Consider the following 13,877-nt stretch of genomic DNA (forward strand, 5'->3'; position numbering starts at 1 on the left):
GGCGGGGCCGATGCGTTCTACGGTGAGAGAGCCATGCTGCTGCACATCCCCGACGTCTTCACCAAGGCCGAAGTCGCGGCCCTGCGCCGGACCCTCGACGCCGGTCCCTGGGCCGACGGCAACATGACCTCGGGCCATCAGTCGGCTGCCGCCAAGAAGAACCTGCAACTGCCCGAGGACAGCGCGGCGGCTCGGGAAGTCTCGGCCCTGATCGTCCAGGCCCTGAACGCCAATCCCATGTTCGTCTCGGCCGCCCTGCCGCACACGATCTTTCCGCCCCTGTTCAACCGCTACGAGGGCGGCGGCGAGTTCGGCGTCCATGTCGACAACGCCATTCGCCAGCGTGGGGATGTCCGCATCCGCAGCGACCTGTCGGCCACCCTCTTCCTGTCCGAACCCGAGGACTATGACGGCGGCGAACTGATCGTCGAGGAGATGTACGGCAGCCAGTCGGTCAAGCTGCCGGCCGGCGACCTGGTCCTCTATCCGTCCAAGAGCCTGCATCGGGTCACGCCCGTCACCCGCGGCGCGCGCGTCTCCAGCTTCATGTGGCTGCAAAGCCTGGTGCGCGACGACGCCGACCGCGAAAGCCTGTTCCGCCTCGACGTCGCCACCCAGCGGGTGAACCTGGACAAGGGGCCGAAGGATCAGGCCGTCATCGAACTGACCGGCCTCTATCACAACCTGCTGCGCCGTTGGTCTGAGGTATAGCAACCCTCTCCCGGCGGGAGAGGGGCCGTTCCTTCAGTAAACGTCCCGGCGATAGCGCCCGCTGTCGGTCAGCCGCGTGAGGCGTTCTTCGCCCAGGGCCGCCTCCAGCGCCGCGTGAACGCCCTTGGACATCCCTTCCAGACTGCCGCAGACATAGACATAGGCCCCGCGATCAACCCAGTCGGCCACCTCCCGCGCGTGTTCGGCCACCAGCGACTGAACGTAGCGGTTCTGATCCCCGTCGCGTGAGAAGGCGCGGTCCAGCCGGGTCAGGACGCCCGACGCCAGCCAGGCTTGCAGGTCAGCGTCGTAGAGGGCGTCGTGCGCCCGCGTCCGCTCGCCGAACAGCAGCCAGGCCCCGCCCGTCTCGGCGTGCTGCGCCCGCGCCTTCAGATGCCCGCGCAGGCCCGCGATCCCCGTGCCGTTGCCGATCAGGATGACGGGGGCTTCCGACGGCGGGGCGTGGAAGCCGCGGTTGGCGCGCACCCGCATGGCCACCTCGTCGCCGATCTGCGCGCCCTGCGTCAGCCAGCCTGAGGCCAGACCTGGCGTGCCGTCCGGCTGCGTCATCAGGCGGATGCAGAACTCGACCCGCCCGTCCGAGGGCAGGGAGGCGACCGAGTATTCACGGCTGGCCGGCTGTTCGCCGTCGCGCGCGGGCAGGCCGACCTCGGCGATGTCGCCGGCGGCCCAGTCGGGCGCATGGTCGATGGGTTCGAAGGCCAGATGCCAGGCCTCGCCGCCGGGGCTGCCCGCGTTCAGCAAGGCTCGCTCGACCAGACGCCAGCGATCATAGGCGGGCGGGGTCCAGTCGGGGGCGGCGGTCGAGCCGGTCAGCTGGTTCAACTGATGCTGCCAGTGACGGATCGCGCCCGCGTCGCCGTTATCGACCTCGACCCGGTCGAACAGGGTCTCGGCGCCGCTGCGCTCCAGCCAGTCGCCGACCGCGTGGCCGAAGCTGCAATAGGCGTCATAGGACCGGTCGCCCAGCGCCAGCAATCCATAGGACAGATGCGACAGGTCGGCCTCGGCCTTCATCACCTGCCGCACGAAGCGGGCGGCGCCGTCCGGCGCGTCGCCCTCGCCGGTGGTCGAGGCCACGACCAGCAGGCGCCGCGCGCCCTTCAGCGTCTCCACATCCAGATCATTGAAGGCCGTGATCCGCGCCCCGACGCCGCCGTCGCCGAGCGCCCGCGCGGTCATCCAGGCCAGTTCCTCGCCGAACCCCGTCTGGCTGGCGAAGGCGATCAGCACGGCGTCGTCGCCCGCCGCCTCGGCCAGCGCGCGCGCCTGTTCGGCGGCCTTGCGTGCAGCAGCCCGCACGCGCCAGACCGTCAGGCCGATCAGGCCCAGCCACAGGGCGACGGCGAGCGCCGTCCACAGCCAGCGGGTTCCGTCAGCAGTCACGATCAGGCTTCTTCTTCGTCCATCATGGCGGCGAAGGCGGGGCTCATCCGCTCGACCAGACCGCGCGGGGTCCGTTCGACGAAGTGCGCCGCGATCTTTATGGCCTCGGCGAACTCCGGCCCGTCGAACGGCCCCAGCACCATCAGGGCTGTGGCGAAGGCGTCGGCGCGCATGGCCGAGGCGTCAAACACCGTGACCTGCGCCAGTCCATTGTCCACCGGCCGCCCGGTCGAGCCGTCCAGGGTGTGCGGATAGAGGCGTTCTTCATGCACGAAGGCGCGGCGCCAGTCGCCCGAGGTGGCGACCGCGATGTCGAACAGGGCGGCGACCGTGTGCGGCGCGGGCGAGCCGGGCGCGGCCTCGATCTCGACCCACCAGGGCTGGGCGTCCGGCTTGACGCCGCGCCCCAGAAGTTCGCCGCCGATCTCGACCAGATGCGAGGTCGCGCCCATTTCGGTCAGGCGGGCCGAGACCCGGTCCACCGCGTGACCCTTGGCGATGCCCGAGAAGTCCAGCTTCATCCCGCCGGCCTGCACCGCCGCCCGCGCGTCGCGGTTCAGCCGCAGCCTCTGCCAGCCCGACACGGCCAGCGCCGCCTCGATCTCGTCGTCGGCGGGCAGGGGATTGAGCGGATCGCGCGGTCCCGGCGGACCAAAGCCCCACAGATCGACCAGCGCCCCCAGCGTCGGATCGACCGCGCCGTTGACGTCGTCGGCCAGATCCAGCGCCGCGTTCAGTAGCGACCAGAAGTCCGGCGACAGCTCCCACGTTCCCGCCGGGGCGTTGTTGAAGCGGCTGATCTCGCTGTTCGGCGTCCACGGGCTGAACAGGGCGATGACGCGCGCCAGCTCCGCCTCGATCGCCGCCTGAAACGTCTCTTGAGAAACGCCCGGCGGCGGGACCAGACGCACAGACCAGGTGGTGCCCATGCTCGTACCCGCCAGCGACCAGATCAGGTCGCTGGGCGGCCGTTCCGGCGCGCGCGCGGTCGGCGGGATCAGGACGCGGTTGTCCTGACGGCCTTCAACCGCCGCTCCGATCTGGAGCGGCGGCGGGGTCGAGCTGGAGCGTGTCGTGGTCAGGGCAGGACTTCCAGCGCGCCGTTCCACGAGGCGTTCGAGCCGGGCTGGCCGTTCACGCCCGCCGTGCGCACCGAGGCGCCCAGCCAGTAGAGACCGGCTTCCGGCCAGGTCACGGTGAAGGCGCCGTCAGCGCCCGTCTTGACCGTGATCTCTTCCGGGTTGTCGCGGTAGCGGGTGCCGCCGCGGGCGATGGTCACTTCGACATTGGCGGCGGGCTGGCCGTCCTTCAGCAGCTTGAAGGTGGCGGCCTCGCCGGCGGCCAGGTCGTTCGGGTGGGTGACGGGGGCCAGTTCCAGACCCTTGCCGACCGTCTTCAGGTCGGTGGGCTGGCCCAGCGTCACGAAGGTCTCGGTGCGGCTGTCGGTGCGGACGGCCTCGACCTCGGTGGCGTCGGCCGGAATGGCCGTCGCAAAGTCGGCCTCGGCGCCGCGCCAGCGCTTGGCCTCGCCGCCCTGCTTGTAGCTGGCCATGAAGCCCGAGCCGACGTTGGCGACGCGATAGGTGCCAGGCTGCGACAGGTGCAGGTCGAAGCTGGAGCGGTACTTGGCCTGAGTGACGTTCTCGGCCTGAGCCGCCTGGCCGTCCGGGGCGGTGATGGTCAGTCCGGCCAGACGCATGGCGGCGTGGTCGGGGATGAAGACCCCGTTCGACATGCCGGCGTCGAAGCCGACCCAGGCGTCATTGCCCGACAGCACGGTCGAGGTCGGAGCCAGCCAGGCGCGGTGCGCCTGGGCCGACAGCGGCGCGGCCAGGACGGCGGCGAGCGACAGGAAGGCGAGGGTCTTTTTCATGATCTCAGGTCCTAGCGGGTCACGGCGACGCGAACGGCGCCCAGTTCGGTGGAGCCGGTTCCGGCGGCGGTGTTGGCTGCACCCCAGCGGAAGGGCACGCGGACGACCTCGCGGCCGCCCAGTTCGCGGGCCGCCTCGACGACGATGTTGTACTGGCCGGCGGGCAGGTTGCGCAGGCGGGCGGCGGGCACGGTCACCGCGTGACGGCCGGGGGCCTTGGTCGGGCCGGACACGCCGTCGGCGGGCATGGTCATGGCGCGGCCGCCCTTGCGCCACCAGGTGCGCAGGTCCTTCAGCCAGTCCTTGCCGTCGCCCTCGTTGTTGCGGGTCTGCTGGTACCAGACGGCCAGCGTCTGCGCCGTCGTCTGGTCCGGCTTCTCGATCCACACGGCCACATAGGGGCGGTGATAGGAGGCGCTGGCGATGCGCGGCAGCTCGACGCTGACGGTCAGGTCGGCGGCGCTGGCCACGGCGGGTGCGGCGGCGAGGCCGGCAGCGGTCAGGACGAGGGGAAGCTTACGCATTTGGGGAGGCTCGTCAGTGAAGGGTCAGTGGATGAACAGAAGGGCGATGACGACAGGAATGAGCAGACCCAGGGCCACGATGGGCCAGGTCGAGGGACGGCCGCGGGCGTGCAGCCACAGCAGGGCCAGACCGGTGACGGAAAAGATCACGCAGGCTGCGGCGAAGACGTCGATGAACCAGTACCAGACCTTTCCGGCGTTCCGACCCTTGTGCAGGTCATTGAGGTAGGCGACCCAGCCGCGCGTGGTCTTCTCGTGCACGGCCTCGCCGGTTGAACGGTCGATGGTCAGCCATCCGTCGCCGCCGGGCGTCGCCAGGGCGACATAGATTTCGTCCGCCGTGGTCTCGGTCGGCTTGCCGTCCACCTGCACCTTGAAGGCCTCGGCGGCCCATCGCGCGACGGGGGCGGGGACGGGATCGGTGGTCTCGGCGGGGAAGTCGGCCAGACGCGCCAGCAGCGGCGCGGGCAGGGTCGCCGTCGCTTCCTTCACGACCGGCTCGGCTGGGATCTGCGCCGCGTGGTTCAGGGTGATGCCGGTCGCGGCGAACAGGATCATGCCGACCAGGCTGAGCGCCGCCGAGATCCAGTGCCAGCTGTGCAATTGCTTCAGCCAGAACGACCGCTTGGCGTTCAGCGCGGCCTTGGCCTTTGCAGGCTTGGCGGTCCGGGGAGAGGGGGCGGCGGCTTCGGTCACAATATGGCTGTGCCATATTCTGCGAACGATTTGCAATACCGTTTGGGCGTCGGAATGTCGCGGTTCAGTATGTCGCCGCAAGTTAAGACTGTCATGTTTTCCAGCTAAGGCTGTCGAAACGGACGGGGCCGAGCCGACGAGGGCCGACGGTTGGCCGTTTATTCAACGTCGTACCGCGATCTGTTGCCTCAATACCTCTGCGACAGCCTTAACCTGTGAAACAGCGGGGCGCCTGCAAATGGGCGCGGAGCGTCCGCTTCTGACTCAAAGCGGCGGTTCGGAATGCCCGCTACGTGTCGCGAGAAGTTGGTGTCCCTGCTCTAGGTCGCGCGGATGGTCCACAGGCAAAATGTCGCCGGGACTTGCGAAACGGCACTCGTGGATGTTCCACTGTTGTTCCAGCTGCCTGAAGCATTAGGAGGGGAGGCGCGGGATGAAAAAACCGAAGATGTCGCCGTCGACCTATATGCGCGGCGCTCGGCCGGAAAACTACTCCGACACGGTTGGACGGATCTCCTATGTCCTCGACGGCCCCGTGTTGGACCATCACCTCGAAACCATCACCGCCCGCAACCAGACCCACGACTTCGAGATTTTCTGCCGGAAGCTCTGCGAACGCGCGATCTGTCCCAACCTCCGCCCTCAGACGGGCCCGGATGGCGGTGGCGACAGCAAGGCCGACAGCGAGACGCTGCCCGTGGCGGACGAGATCGCGATCCGCAGCTTTGTCGGCGAGCCGAACGCGGGCCGGGAGAAATGGGCGTTCGCGTTCAGCGCGAAGGCTGACTGGGCCGCGAAGGTGAAGAGCGACGTCGCGGGCATCGCGGGCACCAAGCGCGGCTACAAGCGCGTGTTCTTCGTCACCAGCCGCTTCGCGAAGGCGAAGACCCGCGCCAAGATCGAACAGGACTTGTCTGCCGAGCACGGCTTCGAGGTCATCATCCACGATCGGTCGTGGATCATGCAGCAGGTCATCGAGTACGACCGCAAGGACCTAGCGTTCAACTACCTCCATGTCGGCCAAGAGGTCTTGGCGGGCGCGCCGCTCGGCCCCAACGACTATTCCCGCAGCCGCCAGCTCGAAGACATCGAGAAGTCCCTCGCGGATCCGGCGTCGTTCGCGGGTATGCGCATCCAGGAAGTGGCCGAAGCGCTGGTCGCAGCGAAGCTCTCCCGTTCGCTGGAGAAGCCCCGGTTCGAGACCGAGGGCCGCTTCGCCCGCGCGGTCAGGCTCGCGGATGCACACGGGACCACGCGGCAGAAGATGGAGGCGCGCTACGAGGCGCTATGGACCGCCGTCTGGTGGTTCGACGACATCGCGCACCTGAACTCCCACTACGACGCCATTGAGGCGCTGATCATCACCGACGACAACGCCGCGAACCTGGAGTTCCTGTCGAACCTCGTCCAGATGCTGATCAACGCCGTCCTCCACGAAGATTTCACCAAGGAGGAATGCAAGCTCGATGAGCGCCTGTCGCGCCTCTACACCCGTCTCGACGAGCTGATCGGCGACAAGGTGCGGCCGAACAACGCCCTCGAGTGCGAGTCACTGCGACTCCACGGCCACTTCAACGCCGCGCTCCTTGCCCGCGACCCGGATGCGTTCTCCCTCCTCTGGCCGCAATACTCCGATATTCTCGCGCGTGCCCGAACCCTCGGCGAGTTCGACGCCCGCGGGTTCGTCCGGCTGATCGAGGTCATGGCGATCCCCGCAGGCAATGACCCAGCCTACACGGCCTTAATCGAAGAGGCCGCGGCGTTCATCAGCGAGCGCACGGGCTCGGCCGAAGGCGCGCTGCTTCTTCTCCGCCGCGCGCAGAAGCTGAGCCTCGACGATAAGTTCGAGATGATCAGGCTCCTCGGCAAGGCCGCGCGCCAATTGACGAAGAAGGAATACGCCGGCCCGCTGATTGCTGCGCTCTTTCTACTCACGCGGGCCTATCGCAGTGCCGGGCTTCTGTGGGCGGCGCGGGCCACCTGCATCTTCGCGACCGCGTCGATTGTCATCGAGGGTGAGGCCGACAGCGAGCTCGACGTTCGGATCGTTCCGGCGCTTGAACTCCTCGCGTGGATCAGCCTCGAGCTGCGCTACATCCCCGACTTCCTCCACGCCGTGCAGATGTTGAATGGCTGCCTGGCGACGCTTCCACTCGACGAGGAGTCCAAGACGCGGCTCAAAGAAGCCTTGTCGACGCTCGACCTCGCACTCGGCAGTCATTTCCTGAATACCGAGCCCGCGGACCTTGCAAAGCTCGAAAGCCTCCCCGACGTCCTTGAAGCGCTCGGCCTCATCATGGCCCGCACGTCGCTGCTCTACATCACGGGCTACGAGAGCGTCCTACGGGCAGACGGATCGCTGCCACCCGACGAGACCGACAAGGGGGCGGCGGCGACCCTCACGATGCTCGCCAGCCAGCCGGTTTCCAATGACATCCGCGGTCCGCTGATCACGAACACGGGTAGCCGGAGAAACCTTCAGGCGACCGTCATGGGCATGGTCGTCGATGTGGCGTTCGATGGCTCGGCGGCCATGACGCTCATTGCCGAGGCGGTTGTCGCCGCGATCGAAGCCTGTTTCGCGACAGGCTTTGAGCTCGAAGTGCATCCCCACACAGAGCGCTTTGAAATCTCCATCGCCGAGGCCGACCGGATCAAGAAACCGTCCCTGCGCATTGATGAAGCCCGCTTGACCGCGACCGTGAAGTGGCCGCGCGGGATGTCGCACCTCGACTACGACGGCTCGGCGGTGGCGATTCGCTTCTTCACCCATGTTGCGCTCATGGCGATGGCAGCGACGTGCGTTATGCACAGCAAGGATGTCGTCACGAAGCTGGCGGACGATGAGGCGGTGTTCGACCGGATCTCTATGATCGCAGTCACAGGCAACAGCTATCATCGCATGTTCTCGCAGAGCCTGGCGAGCATCACGGACTGGCAGGAGGTCGTGCAGCAGACCTATCCACTCCAGAGCGAGCGTCCCAAGATCGAACGCCTCAAGCTGCCAGAGCAGGAAGACGACGTTGATCCGGCGCCGGAAGAAGCGACCGAAGAGCGGAAGAAAGCGTGGGTCAAGGACGCCAGCCACCGTGACGTCCAGATGCGGTCGGTGATCGACTATCATCTTTGGAACCAGGCGGGCTGGCGCGGCGCGCTCTACATGAGCAATGACCCGAAAGCGCCCCCGATCATCGGCCTGATGTTCACCAACGAAGAGGCGGCGCGTGCCATCTTCGGGCGCTGGCGCGAACGCTTCGGACAGATCGACCGCGAGGACGAGATCTATCTCTCCATCCTCAAAGACGTCTCGGCGGCGCACCCGCTCCACTACACGATGCTCATCTCGTCCAACCCCGCCAAGATCAAGAGCGGCAGCGCGATGGTGATGACGCGCATGCACAGGATGAAGGCTGCTACCGACGCGCATGTCAGGCGCTTCCTCGCCGACTACGACCGTATGGGCGTTTACCTCCTCATGCCTGCCATCCTCAAGGGAGACGAACCTGAGCCATTGTTTGATCTGATGATTTTGAAGCGGAACCTTGCAGTGAAGTCCGCCAAGACCATCGGCCCGAACGAGATCGAGCGCGTCGCTTTAAGCGAAGGCGCAAACGCGCACTTCGAAGACGGCTCGGCAGCCTAGATTATGTCCTTATGAGTTCATGAGCTTCTGACCCTCTACTAGGGCGTTGACGGCTCTGGTCGGTCAAACCGGGCTGAGTGGAGTGCGGGCGGGAGAGGAGAGGAGAGGCGGCCGTGGCAACAAGATCCCGAGCGAGAACCCCGCCGAAGCCTCTGGAGCCGATGCAGGCTGCGCTCGAAGCAAGCGCGCAGCGGTTACCCGAGCTGCATCTCCAGAAGATCATCGCGCGGCGGGCCGAAGCCTCCGGGATCGAGTTGCATCCGCACGAGACTGAGGCCTTGGCGAAACACCTGCTCGGCGGCGGCAGGGGACCGATTGCGCTCGACGAACGCCCCGGCCTCACCGGGGCCACGCTCACCCTTACTGAGGAAGACGCCACTGAAATCCGCGCACTGTCCGATCGCATCCAGGCCTCCATGGCGGGGGCGGTGGAGGAGGTCGTCAAGACGTCGGCGGACATCCTGCTGAGATCGATCCGGAAGCAATGGCCGGCCATCAAGGCCGAACACGACCAGGATCGCGCAGCCTTCCTTGAGACCATCCAGCTCCTGTGGGGCGACGCACTCGACAAACTCGACATGCTCATCGCGACCGCCGAAAGCGTCGGCGGGCAGGCCATCGCCGTGGCGCAGGCGTCCCGCTCTAAGAAGCGTCTCGCGGTGACCGCGGCGCTTGAGCGCCTGCATATCCGCGGCATTCAGGTCGCAAACGAAATCCTCGCCCTGCTACGCGAAGGCTTCGCCGACGCCGCATTCTCCAGATGGCGGACGCTCCACGAGATCTCTGTCGTCGCGATCGTTCTGGGCGACCACGGAGAAGAACTGGCGATCCGCTACCTCGACCATGATCTGGTGGAGGCCCAGCGCGGCGCCGAGGTCTATCAGCGGTGCCATCCGAAAGACGCGGCGAGGCGGGCGAACGCCGCAGCGCTAAAGCAGACCCTGGCGGACTACAATGCGGTCGTCGCCCGATATGGCGCGGCGTTCAAATCGCCGTACGGCTGGGCGGCTGAGGCCCTAGGCAAGGAGAAGCCTACCTTCCAGCATCTGGAGGAGGCCGCGGACCAGGCGCAGATGCGGCTTCAGTATAAGGCCGCCAGCTACGGCGTGCACGCTGGAACCAAGGGACTTACGGTGTCTGTCGCGGATATCTTCGGCGAAGGGCCGCCCGGGGCCGCCAGCATCGCGGGGCTTCATGAGGCCGGCGCTGAGACCGCCTACAGCCTTGCCCGTCTGACCGGCCCGCTCCTCGGGCCCAACTGGTCCGTCGACAAGCTCGCCGGGATGAAGGTCCTCATCCGCCTTCGCGACGCGGCCACCAAGGCGTTTTCGCGCGGGGGACAAGCCATGCGGGACGCCACCTGGGTAACCGAGGAGGAGATTGAGACCTGGACGCGTGACGCCGACGAAAGCGCGCTCGAGCCGGAGGCCGAAAGCTGATGGATCGGCTGCTACGGGTCCGGAGCGCGATCTATGACCACTTCCATGCCTCCGGCATCCGAGAGGATTATTTTCTGCAGGCGGGGCACCGGGATCGTTTCGCCCAGTACGAAACGGCGATGCTCCTGCTGCAGGATACCGGCGAAGCGTTATTGACGCATCGGCGTCGCGAGTTCTCCCCATCAGCCATGATGGCCTACATCGAGTTCTGGGGCGTCGTGCAGGCGGTGATCATCCAACAGGACGCCCTCACCGACGTCGGTTGGCGCCCCCGCAGTGTCCGGCGGCGCGGCCTGGAAAGACATCCGCGACTTCCGAAACCTTCTGGTCGGCCATCCCGCCAACAAAACATCCGGCTCGAAGATCCATGGTGCCAAAGGGCCCATGCGCAGCTTCATGGGGCGACAGGAGAAGTCCTACAGCGCACTGACGTTCGAACTCTGGGACGGCGGGGCTCAGAAGGTGAGCCACCCGAGGGTCGACCTCGGGACGATGATCGATGCCTATGAAGCGGAGGCCGCCGATCACCTTGAGGCCGTTCTCGCACACCTTCGCCGTGAATGGCCGGTGCCTGAACTGTCCGCTGCGGTGGCGAAGGGCCCGATGGTCCTGTCCTTCACGTCGCAGTTCCTTCCAGACGAAGCGGGATAAGGGCACGGGCCGAGGCAGGTTCGGTCCGACCGCCCATCAGCCAGGCTCGTCGCGGCGCCGCTCTTCAAAAACGGCGCGAAGGTCCTCAGCGTCCATGATGGCGGCCTGCGCCTCGATCTGAACGGCCATCACCTCGCTTAACTGCCTCTGTGATGGCGTTTCAGGTAGGCAAGTCGCCGCGTGCTGCCATTTCGCAGCCGCCAGGTGTGCGGCCGAGGTGCCGATCCGCACCTCCCGAAGCGTGGGCGTGGCCATGGCCTCCCGCTTTCTCGACCGAATCCTCCGCGCTGCGGGGCCGGAGACGACGGCCTCTGTAACGTGGGCTTCGAGCCGTGAGAGGTGCAAGGCGTTGATCTTCGAAAGGTCCCCGCCCAGAGCGGCCTCCAAGCGCTTGGGCTGCATGCCGGCGATACTCGCCGCTTCGGCTGCGCCACCAGCCAGCTCCACCAAGGTCTGCAGGTTGCCGACGTCCTCGCGGGTCTCCGCAGGGCCGTAAGCTTGTGCGGCTTTCGTCATGTCATTTCATCCCGGTCTTCCATCGACTACGGCCTCAGTCTGGCTGAGATGTGTCGAGCTGTCGCCGTATGGTGGCGCTTGTCAGCTGCCTTCTTGGTGGGAAGGCAAAGGGATAGAGCCGGACGCCCCGAACATCCGCACAGGGTCGGAAGCGGACCTTCGCAGACCAACCCGTTGAGCGTCCGCTTCCGGGCGCGGCACCAATGTCCGCTGCTGGCGCTTTGCAGACCTGCGTCAGAATTGTTTCACGGCGATAATGACAGTCTTCGCTGGTGTCACAGCGGGTGCTCCTGGCGCGGCCATTCAAAAACAATGGCTTTGTTCGTCAGTCTTGAGTGGTGGCGACATCAGTAAGTCAGCCGCACGCCGGCGCTGAGGGTGCGCGGCGGGCCGAAGCCTTCGACCCCGGTTCCGGTCTCAGAAACCTCGACCTCGACGTCGAACAGATTGTCGGCGGCCAGCCACAGCGACGCCGTGTCGTTGACCCGCCAGTTGGCCCGCAGGTCCGCCGTCACGGCGGCGCCCAGCACCCGGCTGTTCAGATCGTCCTCGAACCGCTGGCTTTCATAGCGGGCGCGGGCAGCCAGGCTCAGGCGGTCGCTGGCCCGCCAGTCGATCCCCGCCGTGGCGCTCCAGATCGGGGCCTGGGCCGGGCGCAGGCCGGTCAGCTGCGGCGCGGCCGATCCGCCATCCATCCGCGCGTCGGTGATCGACACGGCGCCGCTCAGGTCCAGCCCGGCGCGCAGGGTTTGGCGGGCGCTGATCTCGACCCCCGTCGCCTCGATGGTCCCGGCGTTCCGGCGCTGGCGCAGCACGCCGCCGGCGGGGACGAAGCCGGCGCGAGGGAAGATGCCCGGCCCCTGGCCGATGGTGACGTTGACGACGGCGTCCTCGATCCGGTTCCAGAACAGGGTGGCGCTCAGGGCCGAGATCGGCCCCTCGAAGGCCAGCCCGGCCTCGACGCCTTGCAGGGTCTCGGGGACTAGGCCGGCATTGGCCTCGGTCAGGTCGTTGCCGACGCGGAAGGGCCGGTGCAGTTCGTTCAGCGTGGCGGGCCGGAAGCCGGAATAGGCCGCCGCCCGCGCCGCCCAGCCGCCGCCGATCATGCGCCGCGCCGCCAGTCGCGCGCTGACCACCTCGCCCGAGCGTTGGGGATCGGTCTCGTCCAGCGTCGCCGCCCCGGTGGCGAGGTCGCGCTCCAGCCGCCGTCCATTTTCGTTCTTCCAGCCGTCCAGCCGCAGGCCGCCGGCCAGCAGCCACGGCCCGTTTTCCAGCGAGCCTTCGCCGTAGATCCCCGCTGTCGAGGTCTCGCCCCCGGCGACGCGGTTTCGGGTGAAGGCCCCGGCCATGTAGCGGAACCGCTCGTGCGTCTCGCCCTCGTTGAAGCGGGCGTCGGCGCCGACCTCCCACTCCAGCCGCCCGCCGCCGACCTGGCGCTCGGCCCGGCGCAGGGCGGCGTTGAGGCCCCAGCCGGTCGCGGGGGTCTCATACTGGTCGTTGGCGGGCGTGGTCGTCGCCCGGTCGGCGGCCACGGCCACCGAGGTGTTGGCCAGATCGCTCTCGCGCCGCCAGGCCTGCAGCCGCCAGCCATAGTCGCCTTCGGACGGTCGCCGCGCGGCGGTCGCCGACAGCACATGGCCGCTGGCCGTCGCCTGCGCCCCCGCCAGCCCCGAGCCGCGATCCTCCTCATAGGCGGCGGCCCGCAGCGACAACGCAGCCTCGCCGATCGGCAGATCCGCGCGCAGCGCCGCGCTCTTGGCCTCCAGATCCAGCGGCGCATCCGCCGCCCCCGCCGCCGCGCCCCGCACGGGGACATAGCCGTCGCTGGTCTCATACAGCACCGAGCCGGTCAGCCGCGTCGAACCTGCGTCGATCCCGCCCGAGCCCGCCAGCCGCGCCCCGCCGCGTTCGCCGACCGAGGCGTCCAGCACCCCGCCGCGCTCGCGCTCCCTCAGCTGGATCACGCCCGTCAGCGCCCCCGCCCCATAGGGACCTGCCCCGGCGCCGCGCACGATGTCGAGACTTTCGATGCTCTCGGTCGGCGCCTGGGACCAGATCACCCAGCCGCCGAAGGGATCGTTCAGCGGCGCCCCGTCCAGCGTCACCAGAGTCCGCCCCGCCCCCGACGGCGCGATGGCGCGCAGGCTGATGCCCTGCGTCGTCGGATTGGCCGCCAGACTGGAGGTGCGCCGGAACAGGGACACCGCGGGCACCGTCGCCAACGCCTCGTCCAGCCGCACAGCCGTGGACAGGGTCTTCTCGCCCAGGCGGATCACGGAAAAGGCCGCCTCGCCCGCCGCCGGGGGCAGACGGGCGGCGGTGACGATCACCTCGTCAACGGTGGTGGTCGGCGGGGCGGGGGGCGTGTCCTGAAGCATCAAGCGGGACCATACCCCAGGGCCCGCCCGGTTGCGCGC

General features: G+C 67.7%; 11 protein-coding genes. 4 read left to right on the forward strand and 7 right to left on the reverse strand.

The features are described from left to right. Positions 1–33: 33 nt before the first annotated feature. Positions 34–711, forward strand: coding sequence for a Fe2+-dependent dioxygenase (locus AC3IS2_RS01640; protein WP_489198935.1), 678 nt, complete (start codon positions 34–36; stop codon positions 709–711). Between the two features lie 33 nt (positions 712–744). Here AC3IS2_RS01640 and AC3IS2_RS01645 read toward each other — a convergent pair whose 3' ends face one another. Genes AC3IS2_RS01645 through AC3IS2_RS01665 form a run of 5 tightly spaced genes read right to left on the reverse strand, consistent with a single transcriptional unit; the run spans position 745 to position 5,211 of the window. Beyond that, complete coding sequence (locus tag AC3IS2_RS01645) at positions 745–2,118, reverse strand: sulfite reductase subunit alpha (protein ID WP_489198936.1); 1,374 nt, start codon at positions 2,116–2,118, stop codon at positions 745–747. Between the two features lie 2 nt (positions 2,119–2,120). Next, a complete protein-coding gene (locus tag AC3IS2_RS01650; RefSeq protein ID WP_489198937.1) occupies positions 2,121–3,227 on the reverse strand; it encodes an FAD:protein FMN transferase in 1,107 nt (368 codons plus the stop codon). Next, positions 3,197–3,991: a DUF4198 domain-containing protein gene (locus AC3IS2_RS01655; protein WP_489198938.1), complete on the reverse strand. Its 795-nt coding sequence runs from the start codon at positions 3,989–3,991 to the stop codon at positions 3,197–3,199. Before AC3IS2_RS01655 ends, AC3IS2_RS01650 begins: the two co-directional genes overlap by 31 nt. 11 nt (positions 3,992–4,002) lie before the next feature. Continuing rightward, complete coding sequence (locus AC3IS2_RS01660; RefSeq protein WP_489198939.1) at positions 4,003–4,515, reverse strand: DUF2271 domain-containing protein; 513 nt, start codon at positions 4,513–4,515, stop codon at positions 4,003–4,005. Positions 4,516–4,539: 24 nt separating this feature from the next. Next, positions 4,540–5,211: a PepSY-associated TM helix domain-containing protein gene (locus AC3IS2_RS01665; RefSeq protein ID WP_489198940.1), complete on the reverse strand. Its 672-nt coding sequence runs from the start codon at positions 5,209–5,211 to the stop codon at positions 4,540–4,542. Positions 5,212–5,644: 433 nt separating this feature from the next. On the opposite strand from AC3IS2_RS01665, the gene AC3IS2_RS01670 reads away from it, so the two are divergent. The 3 genes from AC3IS2_RS01670 to AC3IS2_RS01680 all read left to right on the forward strand — a co-directional run bounded on the left by AC3IS2_RS01670 (position 5,645) and on the right by AC3IS2_RS01680 (position 10,944). Beyond that, complete coding sequence (locus AC3IS2_RS01670) at positions 5,645–8,854, forward strand: hypothetical protein (RefSeq protein ID WP_489198941.1); 3,210 nt, start codon at positions 5,645–5,647, stop codon at positions 8,852–8,854. Positions 8,855–9,015: 161 nt separating this feature from the next. Continuing rightward, positions 9,016–10,293, forward strand: a complete 1,278-nt coding sequence (locus tag AC3IS2_RS01675; protein WP_489198942.1) for a DUF5677 domain-containing protein — start codon at positions 9,016–9,018, stop codon at positions 10,291–10,293. Between the two features lie 276 nt (positions 10,294–10,569). Next, positions 10,570–10,944, forward strand: coding sequence for a hypothetical protein (locus AC3IS2_RS01680; protein ID WP_489198944.1), 375 nt, complete (start codon positions 10,570–10,572; stop codon positions 10,942–10,944). Positions 10,945–10,980: 36 nt separating this feature from the next. On the opposite strand, the gene AC3IS2_RS01685 is transcribed toward AC3IS2_RS01680, so the two are convergent. Together AC3IS2_RS01685 and AC3IS2_RS01690 are read right to left on the reverse strand one after the other, a co-directional pair. After that, entirely contained in the window at positions 10,981–11,460 is a 480-nt protein-coding gene (locus tag AC3IS2_RS01685) for a hypothetical protein (RefSeq protein WP_489198945.1), read from the reverse strand. Between the two features lie 347 nt (positions 11,461–11,807). Next, positions 11,808–13,838, reverse strand: coding sequence for a TonB-dependent receptor (locus tag AC3IS2_RS01690; RefSeq protein WP_489198946.1), 2,031 nt, complete (start codon positions 13,836–13,838; stop codon positions 11,808–11,810). Positions 13,839–13,877 lie beyond the last annotated feature (39 nt).

It is taken from the genome of Brevundimonas sp. KH_025, assembly GCF_057839885.1.